This is a genomic window from uncultured Allobosea sp., from assembly GCF_945956895.1.
Classification (GTDB): domain Bacteria; phylum Pseudomonadota; class Alphaproteobacteria; order Rhizobiales; family Beijerinckiaceae; genus Allobosea.
The window spans coordinates 13,004-35,014 of sequence record NZ_CAMFJF010000006.1 but is presented as its reverse complement, the minus strand read 5'-3'; the positions used below and the strand labels follow the sequence as shown (position 1 = coordinate 35,014).

Annotated in this window: 17 protein-coding genes; 5 read left to right on the top strand and 12 right to left on the bottom strand. The window is 66.9% G+C overall.

Going from position 1 to position 22,011, the window contains the following annotated elements; genetic code table 11:
* Window positions 1-206: 206 nt before the first annotated feature.
* Complete coding sequence (locus tag Q0Q02_RS05595; protein WP_293807592.1) at window positions 207-1,628, top strand: amidohydrolase; 1,422 nt, start codon at window positions 207-209, stop codon at window positions 1,626-1,628.
* A gap of 128 nt (window positions 1,629-1,756) precedes the next feature.
* Here the strand turns inward: Q0Q02_RS05595 and Q0Q02_RS05590 are convergent, their stop codons facing one another.
* The gene (locus Q0Q02_RS05590) at window positions 1,757-2,035 is read right to left on the bottom strand and encodes a hypothetical protein (protein ID WP_293807591.1); all 279 of its coding nucleotides are present in this window, start codon (window positions 2,033-2,035) and stop codon (window positions 1,757-1,759) included.
* Between the two features lie 233 nt (window positions 2,036-2,268).
* Here Q0Q02_RS05590 and Q0Q02_RS05585 point away from each other — a divergent pair, with 233 nt between their 5' ends.
* Window positions 2,269-3,378, top strand: coding sequence for an aminotransferase class I/II-fold pyridoxal phosphate-dependent enzyme (locus tag Q0Q02_RS05585; protein ID WP_293807589.1), 1,110 nt, complete (start codon window positions 2,269-2,271; stop codon window positions 3,376-3,378).
* Window positions 3,379-3,500: 122 nt separating this feature from the next.
* On the opposite strand, the gene Q0Q02_RS05580 is transcribed toward Q0Q02_RS05585, so the two are convergent.
* Genes Q0Q02_RS05580 through Q0Q02_RS05570 form a run of 3 tightly spaced genes read right to left on the bottom strand, consistent with a single transcriptional unit; the run spans window position 3,501 to window position 6,190 of the window.
* On the bottom strand, window positions 3,501-4,454 hold the full coding sequence (locus Q0Q02_RS05580) for an ornithine cyclodeaminase family protein (protein WP_293807587.1): 954 nt from the start codon (window positions 4,452-4,454) through the stop codon (window positions 3,501-3,503).
* Window positions 4,447-5,064 (bottom strand): PAS domain-containing protein, encoded by a 618-nt coding sequence (locus Q0Q02_RS05575; RefSeq protein WP_293807586.1) that lies wholly within the window; start codon window positions 5,062-5,064, stop codon window positions 4,447-4,449. The genes Q0Q02_RS05580 and Q0Q02_RS05575 overlap by 8 nt, the downstream gene beginning before the upstream one ends.
* Before the next feature lie 10 nt (window positions 5,065-5,074).
* Window positions 5,075-6,190 (bottom strand): aminotransferase class I/II-fold pyridoxal phosphate-dependent enzyme, encoded by a 1,116-nt coding sequence (locus Q0Q02_RS05570; RefSeq protein ID WP_293807585.1) that lies wholly within the window; start codon window positions 6,188-6,190, stop codon window positions 5,075-5,077.
* A gap of 150 nt (window positions 6,191-6,340) precedes the next feature.
* On the opposite strand from Q0Q02_RS05570, the gene argH reads away from it, so the two are divergent.
* The 3 genes from argH (at window position 6,341) to Q0Q02_RS05555 (ending at window position 12,319) form a co-directional block, all read left to right on the top strand.
* The gene (argH, locus tag Q0Q02_RS05565) at window positions 6,341-7,747 is read left to right on the top strand and encodes an argininosuccinate lyase (protein WP_293807584.1); all 1,407 of its coding nucleotides are present in this window, start codon (window positions 6,341-6,343) and stop codon (window positions 7,745-7,747) included.
* A 320-nt stretch (window positions 7,748-8,067) separates the two neighbouring features.
* The gene (locus Q0Q02_RS05560) at window positions 8,068-11,076 is read left to right on the top strand and encodes an aminotransferase class III-fold pyridoxal phosphate-dependent enzyme (protein WP_293807583.1); all 3,009 of its coding nucleotides are present in this window, start codon (window positions 8,068-8,070) and stop codon (window positions 11,074-11,076) included.
* Window positions 11,077-11,308: 232 nt separating this feature from the next.
* Window positions 11,309-12,319 (top strand): LysR family transcriptional regulator, encoded by a 1,011-nt coding sequence (locus Q0Q02_RS05555; protein ID WP_293807582.1) that lies wholly within the window; start codon window positions 11,309-11,311, stop codon window positions 12,317-12,319.
* 7 nt (window positions 12,320-12,326) lie between these two features.
* Here the strand turns inward: Q0Q02_RS05555 and Q0Q02_RS05550 are convergent, their stop codons facing one another.
* The 8 genes from Q0Q02_RS05550 to Q0Q02_RS05515 form a co-directional block, all read right to left on the bottom strand.
* Window positions 12,327-13,337 (bottom strand): serine hydrolase, encoded by a 1,011-nt coding sequence (locus Q0Q02_RS05550; RefSeq protein ID WP_293807581.1) that lies wholly within the window; start codon window positions 13,335-13,337, stop codon window positions 12,327-12,329.
* A gap of 43 nt (window positions 13,338-13,380) precedes the next feature.
* Complete coding sequence (locus Q0Q02_RS05545) at window positions 13,381-14,175, bottom strand: ABC transporter ATP-binding protein (protein WP_293807580.1); 795 nt, start codon at window positions 14,173-14,175, stop codon at window positions 13,381-13,383.
* Window positions 14,172-15,038: an ABC transporter ATP-binding protein gene (locus Q0Q02_RS05540; RefSeq protein WP_293807579.1), complete on the bottom strand. Its 867-nt coding sequence runs from the start codon at window positions 15,036-15,038 to the stop codon at window positions 14,172-14,174. The genes Q0Q02_RS05545 and Q0Q02_RS05540 overlap by 4 nt, the downstream gene beginning before the upstream one ends.
* Entirely contained in the window at window positions 15,031-15,957 is a 927-nt protein-coding gene (locus Q0Q02_RS05535) for an ABC transporter permease (protein ID WP_293807578.1), read from the bottom strand. Before Q0Q02_RS05535 ends, Q0Q02_RS05540 begins: the two co-directional genes overlap by 8 nt.
* Before the next feature lie 9 nt (window positions 15,958-15,966).
* Complete coding sequence (locus Q0Q02_RS05530; RefSeq protein ID WP_293807577.1) at window positions 15,967-17,034, bottom strand: ABC transporter permease; 1,068 nt, start codon at window positions 17,032-17,034, stop codon at window positions 15,967-15,969.
* Between the two features lie 10 nt (window positions 17,035-17,044).
* Window positions 17,045-18,682 (bottom strand): ABC transporter substrate-binding protein, encoded by a 1,638-nt coding sequence (locus Q0Q02_RS05525; protein WP_293807576.1) that lies wholly within the window; start codon window positions 18,680-18,682, stop codon window positions 17,045-17,047.
* A gap of 65 nt (window positions 18,683-18,747) precedes the next feature.
* Entirely contained in the window at window positions 18,748-20,175 is a 1,428-nt protein-coding gene (locus tag Q0Q02_RS05520) for a M20 family metallopeptidase (RefSeq protein ID WP_293807575.1), read from the bottom strand.
* 15 nt (window positions 20,176-20,190) lie between these two features.
* The gene (locus Q0Q02_RS05515) at window positions 20,191-22,005 is read right to left on the bottom strand and encodes a S9 family peptidase (RefSeq protein ID WP_293807574.1); all 1,815 of its coding nucleotides are present in this window, start codon (window positions 22,003-22,005) and stop codon (window positions 20,191-20,193) included.
* Window positions 22,006-22,011: the final 6 nt, after the last annotated feature.

Below are 22,011 nucleotides of genomic sequence, written 5' to 3'. Positions count from 1 at the left end.
CGCTGCGGCGCAGACACGGGACCGTCCTCAGTAAAGGGCGCCTTCTCGTCGCGCGGTCCCGTGTCTGCGCAGCGGCACTGCGCGCCGCAGCGCGCACGGGATGACAGGTGCTCCACGACCAGCGGCCGCTTGTGAGCCACCACCGCCCCATGCCAGAAACCCGGCACGGAATCGGGCCGCTCGGCCCGCTGCGGAGGAGCCTTCCCATGAGCAACAGCAAGGATGTCTGGCGTCGGGTCGACGACAAGGCCCCGGCCTATTTCGGGCTGTCCGACCGCATCTGGCACATGCCCGAGCTGAACTACCAGGAGGTCCGCTCGGCCGCCGAGCACGGCGCCATGCTGGAAACCGAGGGCTTCCGTGTCACCACCGGCGTCGCAGGTCTCCCGACCGCGGTCGTCGGCGAAGCCGGCGAAGGCGGCCCGGTCATCGCGATCATGGGCGAGTTCGATGCCTTGCCGGGCCTGAGTCAGGAGGCCGGCAATGCGACCGAGACCCCGGTCGAGCAGGGCGGCAACGGCCACGGCTGCGGCCACAACATGCTGGGCTCTGCCTCGCTGCTCGCCGCCGCGGCGGTGAAGGATTATCTCGCCGCCAACGGGCTCAAGGGCCGCGTGCGCTACTATGGCTGCCCGGCGGAGGAAGGCGGTTCGGCCAAGGGCTTCATGGTGCGTGCCGGCGCCTTCGACGATGTCGATATCGCCTTGTGCTGGCACCCGGCCTCGTTCAACGGCGTCAACCGCGCCTTCTCGCTAGCCTGCGTCGAGATCGAGTTCACCTTCTCGGGCCGCGCCTCGCATGCTGCCGCTGCGCCGCATCTTGGTCGCTCGGCGCTCGATGCCGTCGAATTGATGCATATCGGCGTCAACTACATGCGCGAGCACATGCCCTCGACGGCCCGCGTCCATTACGCAGTCATCAATGCCGGCGGCATCGCCCCGAACGTCGTCCAGGCCACCGCGACAACGCGCCAGCTCATCCGCGCTGCCACGCTCGCCGAGATGTGGGAGCTCGTCGCCCGCGTGAAGAAGATCGCCGAGGGCGCAGCCCTGATGAGCGAGACCACGGTCGCGATCAAGCAGCTCTCGGGCGACGCCAATCTCGTCGGCAACCGCCCGCTGGAAGAGGCGATGCAGGCCAACCTGCTGGCGCTGGGCGGCCCCGGCTTCGACGCCGCCGACCATGCCTTCGCCGCCAAGTTCCAGAAGACGCTGAGCCCGCAGGACATCGCCGCCGCCTATGGCCGCTTCGACCTGAAGCCGAAGGAGGGCGAGGCCCTGAGCGACGAGATTTATCCGCTCGGCGCCGGCAACGACACCTCCGTCGGCTCGACCGATGTCGGCACGGTGAGCTGGGTCGTTCCGACCGCGCAGTGCCGCACCGCCTGCTACGCGATCGGCACGCCCGGCCATTCCTGGCAGCTCGTCGCGCAGGGGTTGGCCCCGGCCGCTCATAAGGGTCTCGCGCTCGCGGCCAAGGCGATGGCCGGCGTCGCCTCGGACGTGCTGAACGACCCCACCCTGCTCAAAGCGGCGAAGGACGAGTTCGTCGCCTTCCGCGCCAGGAACCCTTTCGCCAACCCGATCACTGACGATGTCGAGCCGCCGCTCGACATGGCCGCGCACTAACTCAAACGCGGGTCATCCCGGACGCAGCGAAGCGGAGATCCGGGATCCATCGTAGAGTGTGACGCCCTACGATGGATCCCGGGTCAAGCCCGGGATGACGGCGTGTTTCCGTGGAAAATCGTCTGGCGCTAGCCGCCCCGCGGCCCGGACAGCTCGACACGGATCGTCGGCCGGGTCGCCTTGAACTCGGCGACAGCGGTCGAAGTCAGGTCCGAAACCGAGTCGGATGCGTTCGACATCAGGCGCAGGATGATCCGCCCCAGCCGGTCGCGGGCCTCAGATTCCAGCTCGGTATCGAGCCTGTCGTCATGCCCGATCGCGGCCCAGGCCCTGGCCTGGACGGCTTCTGCGACGAGCAATTCCTGGGAGTTCAGGACACCGGGAAAGCGGAAATTCGAGGTCGGCATCGGCGATTCAAACATGGCTGGCCAACGGATATAGGGCTGCCGCGGTTCCCGGCAAGGCAGAGAGGAAGATTGGAGCGCCGCACCGGCGAGGCCGCCCCCAAGATAAACAATCAGTCCAAATTGGACGAATTGTCCAAATTTACCTTGACCCGCCCTCCCCCTCGTTTCAGACATGGTCTCGACAATCCGGCCGCCACCGCGGTCGGTCAGAGACCGCTAGGCGGGAGGCTCGCGTGAAATTCGACATTTTCCAGATGGAGCGGAACCAGACGCTCTTCGAGAACGACGTCGAGATCAACCTGACCGAGAGCGGCGTCCATCCCTGGTCGATCGAGGACATCCTGGGCGAAGAGGCCGCGCGCGACCTGCTGAAGCAGCCGCTCGGCTATGGCTGGACCGACGGCCGGCCGGACCTGCGTGCCAACATCGCCTCCTGGTATCCCGGCGCGACCGCCGCGAACGTGCTCGTCACCAACGGTTCCTCCGAGGCGACGATGATCGCGCTGATGGCCCTGTTCGAGCCCGGCGACGCACTGGTCTTCGCCGTGCCGAACTTCATGCAGATCGATGGCCTCGGCCGCGCGCTCGGCTTCGACATCCGCCGGCTCGAACTCTCCGGCGATACCGACTGGCAGATCGATCCTGCCCAGCTAGCCAAGGTCGCGGCCGGAGCCAGGGCGATCGCCGTGACAAACCCCGCCAATCCCACCGGCAGCGTGCTCTCGGCCGCAAGCCGCGCCGCCCTCGTCGAGACCGCAAAGCGCAACAATGCCTGGCTGATGGTCGACGAGATCTATCGCGGCGGCGAGATCGACGGTGCCGAGACGCAGACGCTCTGGGGCAGCTATCCCAAGGTCGTGGTCACCTCGAGCCTGTCGAAATCCTTCGCCTGCCCCGGCCTGCGCCTCGGCTGGATCGTCGCTCCCGCCGAGGTCGTGGCCGCTGCGGCCGAGCGGCAGGACTACACCACGATCGGCAGCGGCATCCTCAGTCAGATCCTCGCCGAGGAGGTGATGCGGCCGGAAACGCGCGGCCGCCTGCTCGCGCGCGGCCGCGATTTGCTGCGCAGCAATGCCGATCTCGTGGCGCAATGGATGGCGCAGCATAACGACTGGTCCTGGCGACGGCCGCAGGCCGGCGGCATGGCCTTCCTGCGCTACCCGCTCGACATGCCCTCCGAGGTCTTCTCGCAGAAGCTGCGCGAGGAGGAGAGCGTCTTCGTCGTCGCCGGCAGCTGGTTCGGCATCGAGAACCACATCCGCATCGGCATCGGCGTCCCGACCGAGGTGCTGCGAGACGGACTGGCGCGAATGGACCGGTTTCTGGCGCGGCGCAAGGGCTGACGAGCCCTAACGCCTCGCCGTCATGCTCGGGCTTGACCCGAGCATCTCTCGCCGAAGGAGGCTCCTGTGCCTCGCTTTCCTGAGATTCTCGGGTCAAGCCCGAGAATGACGTCCAGCCCCGTTCAGCGCCCGATCCCGTCCAGCACCACCCGCGCGATCGCGATGTCCTGCACCGCAATCCCCGTGAGGTCGGCGATGGTGATGTCGTCGTTCGAGCGCCGCGCCGGCACGTCGCCGGCCAGCACAGCCCCCAGCTCGACGCAATCACCCGCATCGATCAGCCCGACCTTGGCAGCGGCGGCGAATTCGCCATGGTCGAGGCTCTGCTCCAGCGAATCCGCAATCCGCGTATCGGCAAGTGCGACCAGTGCGGAATCCAGTTCCTGCTTGCCCGGCGCATCGGCTCCGAGCGCGGTGATATGCATGCCCGGCCTGATCCAGTCGTCGCGGATGATCGGCGCGGCAGCCGGCGTCACGGTGATCAGCGCGTCGGATTGCGCACAGAGCGCCTCCAATTCCGTGACCGGCTCGACCGCGATCCCCTCCCCTTCGAGATCGCGCCGCAGCGCCTCCAGCTTCTCCGGCGAGCGTGCCCAGACCGCAAAAGTCGGCTCGCGCTCGCGCAGCAGATGTGCGGCGGCACGGATCTGGAAACGCGCCTGCGTGCCGGCGCCCACGATCCCGATCCGGCGCGCATCGGCCCGCATCCCGGCGCGCGTCGCGATGGCGCCGGCCAGAGCGGTTCTGAGGTCGGTGAGCCAGCCCTCGTCGCGCAGGATCGCGACGACCGCGCCTGTCCCGGCCGAGAGCGCGATCATCATGCCGCTCGTCGTCGGCAGGCCCTTGGCCGGATTATCGTAGAACCCCGTCGCGATCTTCACGACGAAAACGGAATCGCCCGCGATATGGCCGAACTTGATATGGCAATCGCCATTATACGCGGGAAAGCCGAGATAGCCGACCGGCGGCATCTGCACCTGCCCGGCCGCAGCGGCCTTGAACCCCTCTTCCAGCGCGATGAAAGCCCGGTCGAGATCGACGGCGGCCTCGATCTCCGCACGCGACAGGTCAAGCATCCGGGGTCTCGTTGGCCTGATTGAGGTAGTTGTAGACGGTCGCGCGGGCGAGCCCGAGGATGCGCGAGATATAGGCGGCGGCATTGCGGCCACCGAACGCACCGTTCGCGGCGAGGTCCGCAACCAGCTCCCGCTTCTCGGCGCGGCTCAGGCTGGTCACGGCAAGCCCGCGGCTTTGCGTCCATTGCTGCACGAACTCGTTGATCCGCTCGTGCCAGTCTTCCTTGAACAGGGCCTGCGGCTTCTCGACGCCGGCCGGCACCGTCGCCAGTGCGGAGAGCGTCTGCATCAGCGCATGAAACTGCGAGACATCGACATTGATGCAGAGCACGCCGATCGCCTTGCCTCCGACTGAGAGCACGATGCTGATCGACTTCAGCCGCCGCCCGTCCCAGTTCACCTTCTCATAGGGGCCGATGATCGTCTCGCTGGGATCGAAGCCGATCTCGTCGAGCAGGGACGGCTCGCCCAGCACACGCTGCGAGAAATTGCCGGCGATATGCACGACGCTCTGCGATCCCAAATCGTGCAGCACGACCTCGGCATGCGGCCGGAACAGCAGCGCCACCGCATCGCAGACCGGCAGGTAGGGAGCGAGTTCCGGCGTCATGCGCAAGCCTCTAGCGCGGCTGCGACTTGAGGTAGTCGCTCAAGCGTTCCAACCCAGCAGAGAGGTGGTCGCCGGGCGCGCCGATGCCGATGCGGATATAGCCGTCCATCCCGTAGACGTCACCCGGCAGCAGCATGATCCCGCGCTCCTCACGCAGACGATGCACGAGCGCGGTCGAGTTCATCGAGTGGCTGTACTTGATGAAGGCCATGCCGCCGGCCTTGGGCGGCACGAAGGAGAAGAACTCGTCATTCGCCTTCACCCAGTTGGCGAGCAGGGCGAGGTTCTCCCGCAGGATGGTCTTGCTCCGCTGCAGGATCTCGGCGCGCTTCGCCGGCTGGATGACGATGCGGGCGATATGCTCGCTCAGCGCGCTCGTCGTGATCGAGGTGTAGTCCTTGTTCTGCCAGGCGGTGTAGATGTCCTTGGTCGGCCCGACCAGCCAGCCGATGCGCAGGCCGGGCAGCGCCATCGCCTTGGAGAGCCCGCTGGTGATGATCGCCTTCTCGTAGAGATCGGCGAAGCTGGGCGGCTCGTCGGTTTCGAGCTCGGCGCCCTTGTAGACTTCGTCGGCATGGAGATAGCAGCCCTGCGCGCGGGCGATCTCGACCAGCGCGTCCATCGTCTCGCGCGAGAGCAGGCTGCCCGTCGGGTTGTTCGGGTTACAGATCGTCATCAGCTTGGTGCGCGGCGTGATCGCCCGGCGGACCTCGTCGAGATCGGGCGTCCAGCCCAGCTCCTCGCGCAGCTTCACTTCCTTGACGGTGGCACCGATCGCCCGCGCCCAGCCCCAGATCTGCAGGTAGTTCGGCACGAACACGACGATCTCGTCGCCCGGCTCGATCAGCGACATCACCATCAGGAAATTAGCTTCCGCCGAACCGTTCGTGACGATCACCTCGTCCGAGGTCCGGTTGCGATAGAGCTTGGCGATGTCCTCGCGCAATTCGACCGCGCCGTTGGTCCAGCCATAGCCGAGCTCGACCTCCATCAGCTTCGTGCGTTGCTCCGCGCTGAGCAATTCGTTCAGCGAATAGGGATGGACGCCGCTATCGGAGAGATTGAACTCGACGGTGTTCTCGTAGAGCGACTGGATGCGCTCCAGGCTGAATTCTTCGATCTTCATGCTGCCCATCCCGCGACGGCCGATCCGCCGCATCTCCCGCGAGTATGATGGGCATCATTTGGACGTCAAGGTCGATTTTGGAATTTACAGTCCAAATCTCGATTGCTATCCCTTGGTGATCCCGTCGCAGCCGCTCCCGGAGAGCCCATCATGTCCGACCAGAACCCCGGTGCCAACAAGATGTGGGGCGGCCGCTTCACGACGGCTCCGGCCGATGTGATGCGCAAGATCAATCCCTCGATCGGCTTCGACTACCGGCTCTACCGGCAGGACATCGCCGCGTCCAAGACCCATGCCGCGATGCTCGCCCGTCAAGGCATCATCGCCGGCGCCGACAACGAGCGCATCCAGGCCGGGCTCGACCAGATCCGCGGCGAGATCGACCGTGGCGAACTCCAGTTCAGCATCGACCTCGAGGACATCCACATGAATGTGGAAGCACGCCTCAAGGAGATCATCGGCGAGCCGGCCGGGCGCCTGCACACCGCCCGCAGCCGCAACGACCAGGCCGTCACCGATGTCCGCCTCTGGATGCGCGACGCCATCGATGCTCTCGACGGCACCATCCGCGACTTGCAGCAGGCGCTGATCGAGCGCGCCAGCGAGCATGCCGAGACGATCATGCCGGGCTTCACCCATATGCAGGTCGCCCAGCCCGTGACCTTCGGCCACCATTTGATGGCCTATGTCGAGATGTTCGGCCGCGACCGCGAGCGTCTGGCCGGCGCCCGCCAGCGCACCAATGTCTCGCCGCTCGGCGCCGCCGCGCTCGCCGGCACCGCCTTCCCGATCGACCGGCAGTTCACGGCGGCCGAACTCGGCTTCGCCCGGCCCACCGAAAACTCGATGGATTCGGTCGGCGCACGCGACCATATCTGTGAATTGCTGTTCTGCTGCTCGATGCTGGCCGTGCATCTCTCGCGCTTGAACGAGGAGATCACGCTCTGGTGCAGCGACGGCTTCCGTTTCATCGCGCTGTCGGACGCCTTCACCACCGGCTCCTCGATCATGCCGCAGAAGCGCAACCCGGACGCCGCCGAGCTGGTGCGCGGCAAGACCGGCCGCGTCGTCGGCTCGCTCACCGCCATGCTGGTGATGGTCAAGGGTCTACCCATGACCTTCATGAAGGACATGCAGGAGGACAAGGAGCCGATGTTCGACGCGCTGGAGACGGTCGAACTCTGCGTCGCGGCCACCACCGGCATGGTCCGCGACCTCACCGTGCGCCCCGAAGGCATGCGCGCCTTCCTCGATCGCGGTTTCCCGACCGCGACCGACCTCGCCGACTGGCTGGTGCGCGAGGCCGGCATCCCCTTCCGCGACGCCCATCACATCACAGCCCGCGTCGTCGCGCTGGCCGAGGCCAAGGGCTGCACCTTGCAGGCGCTCGATCTCGACGCCATGCGCTCGGTCGATCCGCGCATCAGTGCCGCCGTCTTCGAGGTGCTGGCGCCGGAGCATTCGGTGCGCAGCCGCCGCAGCTATGGCGGCACGGCACCCGACACCGTCCGCGAGGCGATCGAGCGGGCGAAGCAGCGCTGGCTGGCGTGGGCCTGAAGCGTTCTATTCCCCTGCACCGTAACCACGCCGTCATCCCGGGCTTGCCCCGGGATCCATCGGAGGGCACCAGAGCCTTACGATGGATCCCGGATCGGCGCCGCTTCGCGGCTTGTCCGGGATGACGGCACATTTTCCTGAGCCGGGGCCAGGAACCGGAAGCCTACCCTCGCCCAACGCAACCCGGCGGCCGCCGCCCCGCAAACTTTGCGGGAGCAAATCGGCCGTCTTTCTGGCTATGGATGACGGCGCTGGTCGATTCGACTTGGCCTGAGGAAGCGAACGCGGAGCCACAGCCGCTCCGCGGCGGGGGAGAGATGATGGAACACGTCTGGTTGCTTGGGGTGGCCGAACAGTTCGGCATCGATGGCGGGCTGCGGCAGCTCGGCGGCGAATACGACCTCAACTTCCGCGGCCGGACCAGCGAGGGCGATGTCATCGTCAAGGCGATGCGCCCGCAAGGCGAGCCCGCCCTGGTCGACCAGCAATGCGCCGCGATCAGTCATGCCCTCGCGGCCGATCCGACGCTGCCATTGCCGCGCCTCCTCCCCGCCGAAGGCAAGCGGTTCTGGCAGAACGTTGCCGATTCCAATGGCCAGCAGCGCATGGTCTGGGTCCAGCGCGCCTTCGAGGGCATCCCGATGGGTGAAGCCGGGCCGCAGCCGCCCACCGTCCTCGCTGAGCTTGGCGCGCTGACTGCGCGTCTCGATCTCGCACTCCGCGACTTCAAGGTCACCGCAGCGCCTGATGCCGCGAAATGGGACCTGACCGAGGCCGGCTGGATCAAGCCGCATCTCGATGTGCTCGAAGGTTCACGCCGCACGCTCGTGGCCGAGATCGTCGCCGGCTTCGAGGCCCTCAAGCCCACGCTCGACAAGCTGCCGCGCCAGACCGTCCATAACGACCTCAACGACTTCAACATCCTCGTCCAGCCGCGCCTCGGCGAACCCGCCCGCATCAGCGGCCTGATCGATTTCGGCGACATGACCAATGGCCCGCGCGTCTGCGAGATCGCGATCGCCGCGGCTTACGCCATCCTCGACCACGAGACGCCGGAAGCAGCCCTCGCCGCCTTCGTCGCCGGCTATCATGGTGTCTCAGCCCTGAGCGCCGAGGAGATCGGCCTGATCTGGCCGCTCGTCCGGATGCGCCTCGCCGTCAGCGTGGTGAACTCGACGATCGAGGCCAAGGGCCGTCCGAACGACCCCTATGTCACGATCTCGCAGGCTCCGGCCTGGCGCCTTCTCGAAAACCCCGCCATCGACGGCGAGCTGATGGGCGCGCGCCTGCGCAATGCCTGCGGCCTGCCTGTCACCGATGCCGCCGGCCGCATCGCGAGCTGGATCGCCGCACAGCGCGGCAGCTTCGCGCCCGTGCTCGGCCGCGCGCTCGACGGCCTGCCGGTTGGCTCGCTCGGCATCGCCGAGGCGACGATCCCCGCGAACCCGTTCGAATTGCGCGCCGACGAGGCCCGCAATCTCGGAACCGGGCTCGGCATCCCCCAGGAATGGTGGCTCGGCCAATATGGCGAGCCCCGGCTGGTCTATACCGACAAGGCCTTCCGCAAGGGCCGCTGGCTCGCCTCGAACCGCCGCACCATCCATATGGCGGTCGATGTCTTCGCGCCCGCCGGCGAACCGGTCCGCGCGCCTCTCGCCGGCAAGGTCGCACTGGCGGAAAACCGCGAAGGCCATCTCGACTATGGCGGCGTCGTCATCCTCGAGCATCGCACGCCTGCGGGCGATGTCTTCCACACGCTCTATGGCCATCTCGCCACCGATGGCGCAGCAAAGCTAAAGCAGGGCCAGGAAATCGCCGCGGGCGAGGCCTTCGCCAAGCTCGGCCCAGCCGAGGAGAATGGCGGCTGGGAGCCGCATCTGCATTTCCAGCTCGCGCTGACGCTCGACGGCATGGGCCATGACTGGCCGGGCGTCGCCGATCCCGACGACTGGGCGCTCTGGCAGGCGATCTGCCCGAACCCTGCCGCCCTGCTCAACCTGCCCGACGAGACCGTCGCCTATCAGGCGATCGACGAGGCCGCGCTGCTGGCCGAGCGCAAGGCCCGCTTCGGCGCCAACCTGAAGCTCAGCTACAAGAAGCCGGTCACCTTCCTGCGCGGCTGGCGCCACCATCTCTTCGACGCGATGGGCCGTCCCTATCTCGACGCCTATAACAACGTGCCGCATGTCGGCCATGCCCATCCGCGCATCCGCAAGGTGGCGATGGACCAGCTCGCGCGGATGAACTCCAACACGCGCTACCTCCACCCGGCGCCGATGGCTCTGGCCGAGCGGCTGACGGCCAAGCTCCCCAAGGAGCTGGAGGTCTGCTTCTTCGTCAATTCCGGCTCGGAAGCGAACGAGCTGGCGCTGCGCCTCGCCCGTGCGGCGAGCGGCGGCTACGACATCGTCACGCCCGATCACGGCTATCACGGCAACACCACCGGCGCGATCGACATCTCCGCCTACAAGTTCAACAAGCCGAACATGGGCGGCCGCAAGCCCTGGGTGCAGCTTATCGACGTTGCCGACGACTATCGCGGCCGCTTCCGCCGCGACGATCCCGACCGGGCGCTGCATTACGCCGAGCAGGTCGACGGCGCGCTCGCTGCCATCGCGGAACGCGGCGGCAAGGTCGCAGGCTTCATCGCCGAGACCTTCCCGAGCGTCGGCGGGCAGATCATCCCGCCGCCGGGCTATCTCGCAGCCGTCTACGAGCGCATCCGCGCCGCCGGCGGCATCTGCATCGCCGACGAGGTGCAGACCGGACTCGGCCGGCTCGGCGATTATTATTTCGGCTTCGAGCAGCAAGGCGTGCAGCCGGATATCGTCGTGCTCGGCAAGCCGCTCGGCAACGGCCACCCGATCGGCGCACTCATCACCACCCGCGCCATCGCCGAGCGCTTCGCGGAAGGCCCGGAGTATTTCTCGACCTTCGGCGGCTCGAACCTGTCCTGCCGCATCGCGTCCGAGGTGCTCGACATCGTCGAGGAGGAAGGGCTCTCGGCCAATGCCAAGACGATGGGTGACAGGCTGCTCGCCGGCATGCGCGAACTCGCCGAGCATTATCCTTGCGTCGGCGACGTACGCGGCATCGGACTCTTCCTCGGGCTGGAGCTGGTCACGGATCGCGAGACGCTGGAGCCCGCGACCGATGCGGCGGCCCATGTCATGAACCGCCTGCGCGACATGCGCATCCTCGTCGGGCGCGAGGGACCGGCCGACAACATCCTCAAGATCCGCCCGCCACTGACGGTCGGCGCCGACGATGTCGAGATGATCCTCGACCGGCTGAGGATCTGCCTGCGCGAGGTCGAGGCGGCGCGATAGCGGCATCGGATAGTTTTGGGGCCCGACTGAATCGTCATTGCGAGCGAAGCGAAGCAATCCAGGGGCGGCAGAGCTCCACGTCCCCCTGGATTGCTTCGTCGCTGACGCTCTTCGCAATGACGAGGGGGCAGCTCCGGGAGCCGCGACAGCTCCAGCCTCCCCCTATCCCGGCCCGCTTCTGGCGTGGCCGGGGCTGCCATGGCATCCTGCGCGGGTGCGCGGAGGGCTGGCGATGGAGCTGAAATGGCTGGAAGACGTGCTGAGCCTGTCGACCACGCTCAGCTTCTCGCGCGCCGCCCGTGAACGGAACATCACGCAATCGGCCTTGAGCCGCCGGATCAAGCAGCTCGAGGACTGGCTCGGCTCTCCGCTCTTCGACCGCAGCAGCTACCCGATCCGCTTGACCGAAGCCGGCCGGACCTTCCTGCCCCGCGCGCAGGAGATTCTGAGGCAGGTTCAGGGCGCACGGCAGGAGCTGCGGCAGCTCCATGAAGACGCCGCGGAAACGCTCATCTTCTCCACGCTCAACACTCTGTCGCTGACCTATTTCCCCGGCCTCATCCGCCGCATGGAAGAGAGCCTCGGCCCGCTGAAGACGCGGTTCTGCGACCAGCGCTCATCCTTCGACGGCAATGTCGCGCTGCTCGACCGGGGCGAATGCGATTTCCTGCTGACCTATGCCCACGAGGCCGTGTCGCCGGAACTCGACCCCGAGCGCTTCGTCCATCGTCGCCTCGGCAGCGAGCGGGCGATCCCCGTCTCGATCCCCGACGGCAATGGCGAGCCGCTCCATGCCTTCCGCTGTGGCGATACACCGGTGCGCCTCTTGAGCTATGGCAGCTCGACCTTTTTCGCGCGCCGGCTCGCCCTGCTCTTCGCCGAGCGGCCGACACCTCTCGTCACCGTCTACGAGAACCCGATGTCGGTCGGCCTCAAGGCCATGGTCCTGGCCGGTCGCGGCGTCGCCTGGGTGCCGGAGAGCCTGGTCGTGGAGGAATTGCGCAGCGGCCAGCTCGTGCCGGCGGCCGATACGTCCTGGTACATCTCGGCCGAAATCCGGCTTTACCGGGCCAGGCAGCAGGGCCGCCTCCCGGTCGAGCAGTTCTGGGCTGCGATTGCTGAAACCAGCCAGCCGGCGCGTCCGGAGGATTCGACGCGCCCTGCTCTTGTTCAGTACGCTTCCACACACCCGGCCCCGTTGGGCTCGGACGGCAGGAAGCCCCGTCTCACGGCGATAGCGTGATCCACTCTCAGCCGGGCTGACGCGCTTCGAGGATCAGGCGCAGCAGGCGGCCGAAGGCGAAGCGGTTCACCTCCGTGCCCTTGATGTCGGTGTTGACGCGGTGGACGATCACGAGGTCGAGCGACGGGATGACGAGGCAATACTGTCCGCCGACGCCCTGCGCGGTGTAACTCCCCGCCGGCAGCACAACGCCCGGGAAGCCCGCGCCGGAGCGCTCGGTCCACCACATATAGCCGTAGCCGCCGCGCGGCCCGGCATCGGAGAGCGGCAGCACGCTGGTCGCGACCCAGTTGGCCGGGATGACTCGCTCATTCTGCCAGCGGCCCTGGCGCAGGAACATCAGGCCGAAGCGGGCAAGATCGCGCGTCGACATCCGGAATGGATAGGCGGGGTGGACGGAGCAATCGTCCGGCTCAAGCCAGCCGTCGCGCCGCTCGCCGTCGAGGCGGAAATCCTCCATGCCAACAGGCCGGGCGATCCGCGTCAGGAAGTCGTCATGAATGCCGGCGCCGGTCAGCGCGGTGAAGATCGTACCGAGCGCGTTGAAATCCCAGTTATTGTACAGCCAGAAGGCGCCCGGCGGCTGCGAATGGCGCTGCGGCTTGATCGACTTCATCCAGGGCGATTCATAGCCGGCCGGGTGGAAGATGCCGGAGCGCGCCGTCAGCAGGTCGTAGATCGTCGCCGCCTTCTCGCGCTCGCTGAGACCTTCCTTGTCGTCGATCCCGAGATCGGCGAGCGTGCGCGACAGGTCGATCCGGCCCTCCTCCTCATGGATGCCGATCAGCGCGCTGAGAAAGCTCTTGCGGACGGAGTGGCACTGATAGCGATGGGCGAGATCGCCGCGGCTCGCCACCACGCGCCCGCCCTGCACGATCATCACTGTCGCCGTCGATATGGTATCGGCATAGCGCCAGGCCCGGTCGAGCCCCTCGCGCGACCAGCCCGCCGCCTCCGGCGCGACGCTCTCCCAACCATTCACCGGCCAATGTTCCATGTTCAAGGCTTCGTTCGTCATGCCTGTCTCGTCCATCTGCTGATCTTCTGAAGGCCCCAATCGCTCACGCGATCGGGCGATAGCCCACGCTCGCCTCGAGGAATTCGCGCGTATAGGGCTGATGCGCCCGGCCGGCGCGAACATCGGCAGCGCTCATCTCCTCGAGGATGCGCCCCTCGCTCATCATCGCGACGCGCTCGCACAGATGTGTCACGACAGCCAGATCGTGGCTGACCATCAGATAGGTCAGGTCACGGTCGCGGCGCAGCTGCTTCAGCAGGTTGAGAATCTCGGCCTGCACCGAGACGTCCAGCGCCGAGGTCGGCTCGTCCAGCAGCAGCAACTCCGGCTCGATGATCAGCGCGCGGGCGATCGCGACACGCTGGCGCTGCCCGCCCGAGAGCTCGTGCGGGAAACGGTAGCGGAAGGACGGTCCGAGGCCGACGGCGATGAGGATCTCGTCGATGCGCTCCTGCGGCCGGTCGAAGCCGTGGATCTTCAGCGGCTCGGCCAGCACGTTCTGCACCATCTTGCGCGGGTGCAGCGAGGCGTACGGGTCCTGGAACACCATCTGGACACGGCGGAAGAAAGCCTTGTCGCGCTTGTGCGGCACCTCGCGGTCATGGAAGGCGATCGTGCCGCCATACTCGCTGTTCAAGCCCGCGAGCGCGCGCAGCACGGTCGACTTGCCACAGCCGGATTCACCGATCAGGCCGAAGGCCTCGCCATGTCCAAGCGTGAAGGAGACATCGTCCACCGCCTTCAGCGCCGAGGCCCCGCGGCCGAAGACGACGGAGAGATGGCTGACCGTGAGGGTTGCCGGGCGGCTCGCCGCCATGACCGGATCGCTCGCGTTCATGCCCGGCTCCCGCTCTGCAAGGTCGGTCCATCGAGCCAGGCCGGGTCGCGGCTCGGCACCTGCAGCATGTCGGTCTGCCGATCGAGCCGCGGCAGGCTGTCGAGCAGCGCGCGCGTGTACGGATGGCGCGCATTGCGCAACTCACGCGCCGGGATGTCCTCCATGATACGGCCGGCATACATCACCAGCACGCGGTCGCAGAAATCCGCCACGAGATTGAGGTCGTGGCTGATGAAGATCAGCCCGGCGCCGCGCCGCGTCACCAGTTCGTCGAGAATGCTCAGCACCTGCCGCCGGATGGTGACGTCGAGCGCCGATGTCGGCTCGTCGGCGATGATCAGGTCCGGCTCCGGGATCAGCATCATCGCGATCATGATGCGCTGGCCCATGCCGCCCGAGACCTCGTGCGGATAGAGCCTGAAGACGCGCGCGGGGTCGCGGATTTTCACCGCCTCCAGCATGGCAAGCGCCCTGGCCTCGGCCTCCCGCCCGCCGACCTTGTGGTGCAGGCGATAGGCCTCGGTGATCTGCTCGCCCACTCGCATCAGCGGGTTGAGCGAGAATTTCGGATCCTGCAGGATCATCGAGATGCGGTTGCCGCGGATGCCGCGCATCTGGCGCTCGCTGGCGGCGATGAGGTCGATCCCGTCGAAGGAGAGTTTCCTGGCGGAGATCGTCGCCGCCTTCGGCGTCAGCTTCAGGATCGTGCGCCCGGTCAGCGACTTGCCGGAGCCCGATTCGCCGACGATGCCGACCTTCTCGCGGCCGACGCTGAAGGAGATGCCGCGCACCGCCTGCACGGAACGATGCGCCCCCTTGAAGGTGACGGAGAGGTCCTCGACCTCGAGCAACGGCTTATCCATGGCGGGGGTCCAGGATGTCGCGCAGGCCGTCGCCGAACAGGTTGAAGGCCAGGCTGGTGACGAGGATGGCGAGGCCGGGAATGCCGGCGATCCAGCCATTGGTCAGGATGAACTCGCGGCCCGACGCCAGCATCGCACCCCATTCCGGGCTCGGCGGCTGCGCACCCAGGCCGAGGAAGCCAAGCCCCGCCGCGGTCAGGATGATCGACGCCATGTTGAGGGTGATGCGCACCACGACGGAAGGAATGCACATCGGCACGACATGGCCGAGGATGATCCGGAGCGGCGACGCACCCTGCAGGCGCACCGCCGCGATATAGTCGGACTTGCGGATCGACAGCGTCTCGGCCCGCGCCAGCCGCGCGATCGGCGGCCAGGCGGCGAGCGCGATCGCGATGATCGCGTGGTCGATGCCCGGCCCGAGCGCCGCGACGAAGGCGAGCGCCAGAACGAGGCTCGGGAAGGCCAGGAAGATGTCGACGATGCGCATCAGCACGATATCGACCCAGCCACCGAGATAGCCCGAGGTCGTACCGACGATCAGCCCGAGCGGCGCCGCGATCACCGCGGTCAGCAGGGCGATGTAGAGCGTGATCCGCGCGCCGAAGACCAAACGGCTGAAGATGTCGCGGCCAAGCTCGTCGGTGCCGAACCAATGCGCGGCAGACGGGCGCTGCAGGCGCATCGTCAGGTCCTGCGCGTAGATGTCATGCGTTGCGACCAATGGCGCGAACAGGGCTACCAGCGCTATCAGCACGATGACGGCGAGGCCGAACATGGCGGCGGGGTTTGCCCGCAGCCGCCACCATTTCAGCGAGAGTTGCTGCATCCGCGCCTGGAAGGGCGAGGATGGGACGGGCGCCGCGAGCCAGGCCTTGAGGCCTCGCCCGTTGGCCTGGTCGATGGGTTGAGGTGCCATGGCCATGCCTCAGCGGGTCCGCGGGTCGAAGACCCGGTAGAGCAGGTCGCACAACAGGTTGAGCGTGACGAAGATGACGCCGACCAGGAGCGTGCAGCCGACGACTGCGTTCATGTCGCCGGCGAGCAACGCGTTGGTGAGATAGCGGCCGAAGCCCGGCCAGGCGAAGACGGTCTCGGTCAGCACTGCGCCTTCGAGCAGGAAGGCGTAGGACAGCGCGACCACCGTCACCACCTGCACGGCGATATTGCGGAAGGCATGGCCCCAGACGGTGCGCGCCCAGGACAGGCCCTTGACCCGCGCCGTCACCACATATTCTTGGCTCAGCTGCTCCATCATGAAGCTGCGGGTCATGCGGCTGATATAGGCGAGCGAGCTGAAGGCCAGGATCGAGGCCGGCAGGATAATGTGGGAGACGGCATTGCCGAACATCTCCCAGTTGCCGGCGAGCAGGCTGTCGATCAGCAGGAAGCCGGTGACCGGTTCGAGGTCGAATTCATAGGTGAAATCGATGCGCCCGGGGCCGCCGACCCAACCCAGCGTCGCGTAGAACAGCACCAGCCCCATCAGGCCGAGCCAGAAATTCGGCGCGGAGTAGCCGATCAGCCCGACGACGCGGACGATCTGGTCGAGCCAGGAGCCGCGATACATCGCCGAGAGCACGCCGAGCGGAATGCCGAGGCTCGTACCGATCACGATCGCGACGCTGGCGAGCTCGATCGTCGCCGGGAAGACGCGTGCGATATCCGCCATCACCGGCTTGCCGGTGGTCAGCGCCATCCCGAAATCGAGATGCAGCACGCCCCAGATGTAGCGGCCGAACTGGATGTAGAGCGGCTGGTCGAGACCAAGCTGCTTGTACATCGCCTGGTAGGCTTCCTGGGTCACGTTGTCGCCAAGCACCGCGACGACGGGATCAAGCGGCAGCAGGCGGCCGATGAAGAAGGTCAGCGCCGCCAGCCCCAGCAGGGTGACGGCGAAGGAGGCGAGCGTTCGACCCGACGCGCTGAGCCAGGACGGAAGAATCCGCCCTGGCTCGGAGCCCGGGCCGGACGCCGCGATGGCGGTCCGGGACATCGCGGCGACCTTACTTGGCCGCCAGCTCGTAATAGGTTCGGAAGCCGTTCCAGGTCCACGACTTCAGGTCCTTGCGAACGCCGGCGACGCTGTTCATCTGGAACATGAAGGCCATCGGCCCTTTGGCCATGACGTCCTTCTGGATCGTGGCGTAGAGCGCGTCGCGCTTGGCCGGATCGGGCTCCAGCAAGGCTTCGTCGACCTTCTTGTTGAGGTCGAGATCCTGGTAGGCCGCGCGCCAGCTCGGATACTGGGTCTGCTTGGCCTCCAGCCGGTTGTCGGGGTTGAAGACCAGGCGCGAAGCGTTGCCATGCGCATCCGGCACGCCGGTCTGCCAGGCCAGCATCGCCGACTGGTATTCGCGCCCGCGCACCTTGCTGAAGAGCTGGGCATTGGCCATGCGTTCGAGCGAGAGCTTGACGCCGACCTTGGCCGCGTTCTGCTGGACGCTCTGGGCGATCGGATTGGCATGAGGCAGCGTGCCGAAGATCATGGTCGCCTCGAAGCCGTTGGGATAGCCGGCTTCGGTCAGGAGCTGCTTGGCCTTGTCGAGATCGAGCTTGAAGGGCTGCCCCTCCTTCGCGTCCAGCGCGCCGACGGCGCCGAGCTGGGCGAAGCTGGCGCGGGGCACGCCGAGATGGGTCATCACGGTCTTGCCGAGGCCCTCATAGTCGATCAGGTAGCGCATCGCGAGACGCACCTTCTCCTTGGAGAAGGGACCGTCCGCGACGTTGAAGCCCCAGTAGAACAGCTGCGGCCGCAGGACCTTGGCGATCGTGATGTCCTTGGAGCTTTCGAGGTCCCTGAGGTCCTCCGGGGTCAGGTCGCGCGCCACGTCGACATCGCCCTGGCTGAGCAGCAGGCGCTGGGTGCCGGGTTCGGCGACATGGCGGATCAGCACGCGCTTGAGCGCCGGCGCCTTGCCCCAATAACCCTCGTTCGCCTCGAGCACGATCGACTCGCCGGCATTCCAACGCGTCAGCTTGTAGGGGCCGACGCAGGCCGTGCGCGTCGCCAGATATTTGTTGCCGAGATCGCCACCCTGCTCGTTCGCCAGCAGGGTCTTCTTGTCCATCACCATGGAGACCCGGTTGGCGGCGATCGACTGCAGCACCAGCGTCGTCGGATAGGCCTTGTCGAGCTTGAAGACGAGCGTGTCGTTCGGGCCGGCGACGATGCTCTGCTCGACATTGTCCTTGGTGAAGCCGAACTCTGTCAGCGTCGCCGCATTGCCGAAGTTCAGCTTGACGACACGATGCAGCGACCAGGCGACATCCTCGGCCGTGACGGGGTTGCCGGAGGGGAATTTCGCGCCCTTGTGCAGGTGGAAGGTGATCTCCTTGCGATCCGGCGAGACGTCCCAGCGCTCGGCGAAGCTCGGGATGACCTTGCGCTCGTCGGCCGGATCGAAATCGACCAGCATGTCGCAGGTGTTCTGCAGGATCTCGTTGGTGACGACCTCGCCGACCTGGGCCGGGTCGAAGGTGCTGATGGCATCGACGTTCCAGGCCATCACCAGCGCGTTCTTCGGGGTCGCGGCCACGGCCGCGCCCGCACTGGCACAAAGCGCGGCGACCGCCGCGGCGGAGAGTAGGCCGCGCCCGGACAGGCGTCGCTTGATCCCGGTCTCGTCGTTTCGGTTGGTCATGATCTCGATCCCGCTCTTTGATTGTTATCTGTTGGAATAGGCGTCGGCATTCCGGCCGCAGCCTTTTAGGCAGCCTCCGGCCGCGGCTTGATCGGCGGCTTCACATCGGCCGGGATCGGGCAGACATAGGGCGTCCGCGTCACCCGCTCCTGATGGTCCTTCTTGGCCCGCGCCAGCAGCGTCTCGTCGCTGATCACGTCGACCGCCGTCGCCGCCATGATCTTGGCGGCATAGACCATGCCCTTATGCGCGGCCGGGGCCTTGCCCTGCGCCGTGATCTGCCAGGAATGGCCGGGCGTACCGATGGCATGGGTCGCGACCCTGGCCTGGATGGTCGGCACCTTCCAGCTGACATCGGCGACATCGGTCGAGCCAATCATCGGCACGCCGCGCGTGCCCTGCGGCACGACGAAATCGCAGAGCGGCGTGTCCTCGCGCGGCGCGATGCCTGTCTTGCGATAGTCGTTGAGGATGTCAGCCGGACCGAGCGTCGCCTGGATCTTCGCCGCATAGGCCTTGTCGGCCGCATCGAACGGCACGGGGCCGAGCCGGTCGATATTCCTGAACATCGCGTCTTCCAGCGGCGTGTTGCCGAGCATGTTGGAGACCGCGCTCATGATCGAGATCGAGACCGTGGTCTCGGTCATCAAAGCCGCGCCCTCGGCGATCTTCTTCACGCGCTCGTTGAGCTCCAGCATCCCGGCGAGGTCGCGCGCCCGAATGGCGTAGCGCACCTTGGCCGAGGCCTGCACGACGTTCGGCGCGATGCCGCCGGCATCGAGATAGGCATAGTGGATGCGCGCGTCGGACGGCGCATGCTCGCGCATGTAGTTGACGCCGACATTCATCAACTCGACCGCATCCAGCGCCGAGCGGCCGAGATGCGGCGCAGCCGCGGCGTGCGAGGCGCGGCCGGTGAACTGGAAATCCATCCGGGTATTGGCCAGCGACATGGCGTCGTCGACCTTGGTCATCGAGGACGGGTGCCAGGAGATCGCGACATCGACATCGTCGAAGGCGCCGGCGCGCACCATGAAGGCCTTGGCCGCACCGCCCTCTTCCGCCGGGCAGCCGAAATAACGCACGCGTCCCGGCCGACCGGTCCTGGCGAGCCAGTCCTTCACCGCGGTCGCTGCCAACAAAGCGGCCGAGCCCAGCATGTTGTGGCCGCAGCCATGGCCGTGGCCACCGGCCTCGACCGGCTTCGGCTCGGCGATATTGGCCTCCTGGCTCAAGCCCGGCAGCGCGTCGTACTCGCCGAGGATGGCGATGACCGGGCCGCCCTCGCCGGCCTCGCCCATCACCGCGGTCGGGATGCCCGCGACGTTCTCGGTGATGCGGAAGCCCTGCTCCTTAAGCATCGCGATATGCTCGGCGACCGAGCGGTACTCGGTATAGGCGATCTCGGGCATGCCCCAGACGCGGTCGCTCAGCACCTCGAAGGGTTGCCGCTTCGCATCGACCAGCTCCCAGATGATCTCGGAATTCTGCATGGCTGGTTTTTCCTTCTACAGATGCTCACGCAGGAAACGGGCCACGCCGCCGAAGACGGTGCGGCGGTTCTCGATTCGGGCGAAGCCGTGACCCTCATGCGGAATGCGCACATACTCGACCGGGCGGCCAAGGCCGCGCAGCACCGAATGGATCATCTCGCTCTCGCCCGGCGGTACGCGCGGATCGTCGAGCCCCTGCGCGATGAAGAGCGGCACGCGGATCTGGTCGAGCTTGTGGATCGGCGAGAAGCGGATCAGGTTCTCGCGATCGGCGACCGGATCGCCATATTCCACCGCGCGCAGATAGCGCCGCCACGGCCCCGTCGTCTGCAGCAGCGTCAGGAAATTGGCGATGCCGTAGAACTCGATCCCGACCTTCCACAGCTCGGGCTGCTCGGTCAGCGCCGCCAGCACCATGAAGCCGCCATAGGAGCGACCATAGACGGCGACGCGCTCATCGTTCACATCGCTCTGCTCGCGCAGCCAGAGCCGGACAGCCTTGAGGTCGGCGACGCTGTCCATGCGCAGATGCTTGTCGTCGAGATGGTGATAGCTGCGGCCATAGCCGGTCGAGCCGCGGACATTCGGCGCGATCACCATGATGCCCTGGCTCAGGAAGAACTGCAGGTCGGCCCGGAAGATCGGGGTCCACTGCGCCTCCGGCCCGCCATGCACCACGACCACCGCCGGATAGCCGCCCTCCGGCGCCTTGCCGCGCGGCCGGTAGACGAAGAACGGGACCTCCAGCCCGTCGAAGCTTTTCGTGCTCGCGACCGTCGGCTCGACGAATGTGGCCTGATCGAGCCCGGCCTTCGAGGCATCCGTCAGACGCTTGACCTGCTTCGAGGCGATATCGAAGCGCCAGATATCCGGCGAGGAGGTCGAGCCGTCGAGCGGGAAGACGAGTCCCGAGCCATCCGGCAGCCAGGCGACGGAGCCGATCGAGCCGGCCGGAAAACCCTCGACCTCGAACTCCGCTCCCTCGGCGATCTCGCGCACGAAGATGCGGTTCCAGCCGCGATCATTCGCGACATAGGCGAGGCGGTTCTGATCCGGCGCCAGCGCCACCGCCTCGATATCCTGCCCATCGCGCGCGACGATCCAGTTCAGCGTGCCGTCAGTCGCCGACCGGAAGGCAACGCTGAGAAACTCACGCCCCTGGTCAGTGATCGTGAAGAAGCCGCTGCCGTCCTTCTTCATCCGGCTCGCGGCATAGCGGGCGCGGCCCTCATGCGGCAGCAAGGCCTCGCGTGCCCCGCTCTCGAGATCGAGCCGGAAGAGGTCCTGGTCGTTCATCGCATGGGTGGCGTCAGCCACCAGCAGCGAACGGCCATCCGGGAAGAAGGCCACCGCCTCGCGATAACCACTGCCCTCGAAGACACGGCGCGCCGCCCGCGTCGCCATGTCCATCACGTAGATGTCCATATGCTCGCGGTCGCGCGCGTTCGAGGCGAAGGCGATGCGCTGACCGTCCGCCGCCCAGCAGCCCCAGACATGGACGACGGTCGGATCATCCGTCAGCGGCTGCGGCACGCCGGAGGCGCCGGGCACCAGCCAGAGCTGATGCCGCTCGTCGCCACCGCAATCCATGGTGAACAGCAGGTCGCGGTTCTTCGGGTTGAAGGCGATCGCGCCGATCGGCTCCGGCATGTCGGTCAGGCGCCAGGGGGCGCCGCCGGCAAGGGGCCTCAGCCAGATCTGATGCGTGCCGCTCTCGTCGCTGAGATAGGCGAGCAGTTCGCCGTCCGGCGCGACCGCCGGGCTCTTGGCGCTGCGGATTTCGAGATAGGGCTCGATGCCCAGACGGATCTGGCTGGCGGCTTCGTACATCGTCGT

Excerpts from the sequence above, each read along its gene's own strand:
- Q0Q02_RS05580 (WP_293807587.1), bottom strand. The coding sequence starts at position 4,454 with ATGCTTGACCTGTCGCGTGCGGAGATCGAGGCCGCCGTCGATCTCGAC.
- Q0Q02_RS05595 (WP_293807592.1), top strand. The coding sequence starts at position 207 with ATGAGCAACAGCAAGGATGTCTGGCGTCGGGTCGACGACAAGGCCCCG.
- Q0Q02_RS05515 (WP_293807574.1), bottom strand. The coding sequence starts at position 22,005 with ATGTACGAAGCCGCCAGCCAGATCCGTCTGGGCATCGAGCCCTATCTC.
- argH (WP_293807584.1), top strand. The coding sequence starts at position 6,341 with ATGTCCGACCAGAACCCCGGTGCCAACAAGATGTGGGGCGGCCGCTTC.
- Q0Q02_RS05530 (WP_293807577.1), bottom strand. The coding sequence starts at position 17,034 with ATGTCCCGGACCGCCATCGCGGCGTCCGGCCCGGGCTCCGAGCCAGGG.
- Q0Q02_RS05590 (WP_293807591.1), bottom strand. The coding sequence starts at position 2,035 with ATGCCGACCTCGAATTTCCGCTTTCCCGGTGTCCTGAACTCCCAGGAA.
- Q0Q02_RS05555 (WP_293807582.1), top strand. The coding sequence starts at position 11,309 with ATGGAGCTGAAATGGCTGGAAGACGTGCTGAGCCTGTCGACCACGCTC.
- Q0Q02_RS05545 (WP_293807580.1), bottom strand. The coding sequence starts at position 14,175 with ATGAACGCGAGCGATCCGGTCATGGCGGCGAGCCGCCCGGCAACCCTC.
- Q0Q02_RS05520 (WP_293807575.1), bottom strand. The coding sequence starts at position 20,175 with ATGCAGAATTCCGAGATCATCTGGGAGCTGGTCGATGCGAAGCGGCAA.
- Q0Q02_RS05540 (WP_293807579.1), bottom strand. The coding sequence starts at position 15,038 with ATGGATAAGCCGTTGCTCGAGGTCGAGGACCTCTCCGTCACCTTCAAG.
- Q0Q02_RS05550 (WP_293807581.1), bottom strand. The coding sequence starts at position 13,337 with ATGACGAACGAAGCCTTGAACATGGAACATTGGCCGGTGAATGGTTGG.
- Q0Q02_RS05535 (WP_293807578.1), bottom strand. The coding sequence starts at position 15,957 with ATGGCACCTCAACCCATCGACCAGGCCAACGGGCGAGGCCTCAAGGCC.
- Q0Q02_RS05525 (WP_293807576.1), bottom strand. The coding sequence starts at position 18,682 with ATGACCAACCGAAACGACGAGACCGGGATCAAGCGACGCCTGTCCGGG.
- Q0Q02_RS05560 (WP_293807583.1), top strand. The coding sequence starts at position 8,068 with ATGGAACACGTCTGGTTGCTTGGGGTGGCCGAACAGTTCGGCATCGAT.
- Q0Q02_RS05570 (WP_293807585.1), bottom strand. The coding sequence starts at position 6,190 with ATGAAGATCGAAGAATTCAGCCTGGAGCGCATCCAGTCGCTCTACGAG.
- Q0Q02_RS05575 (WP_293807586.1), bottom strand. The coding sequence starts at position 5,064 with ATGACGCCGGAACTCGCTCCCTACCTGCCGGTCTGCGATGCGGTGGCG.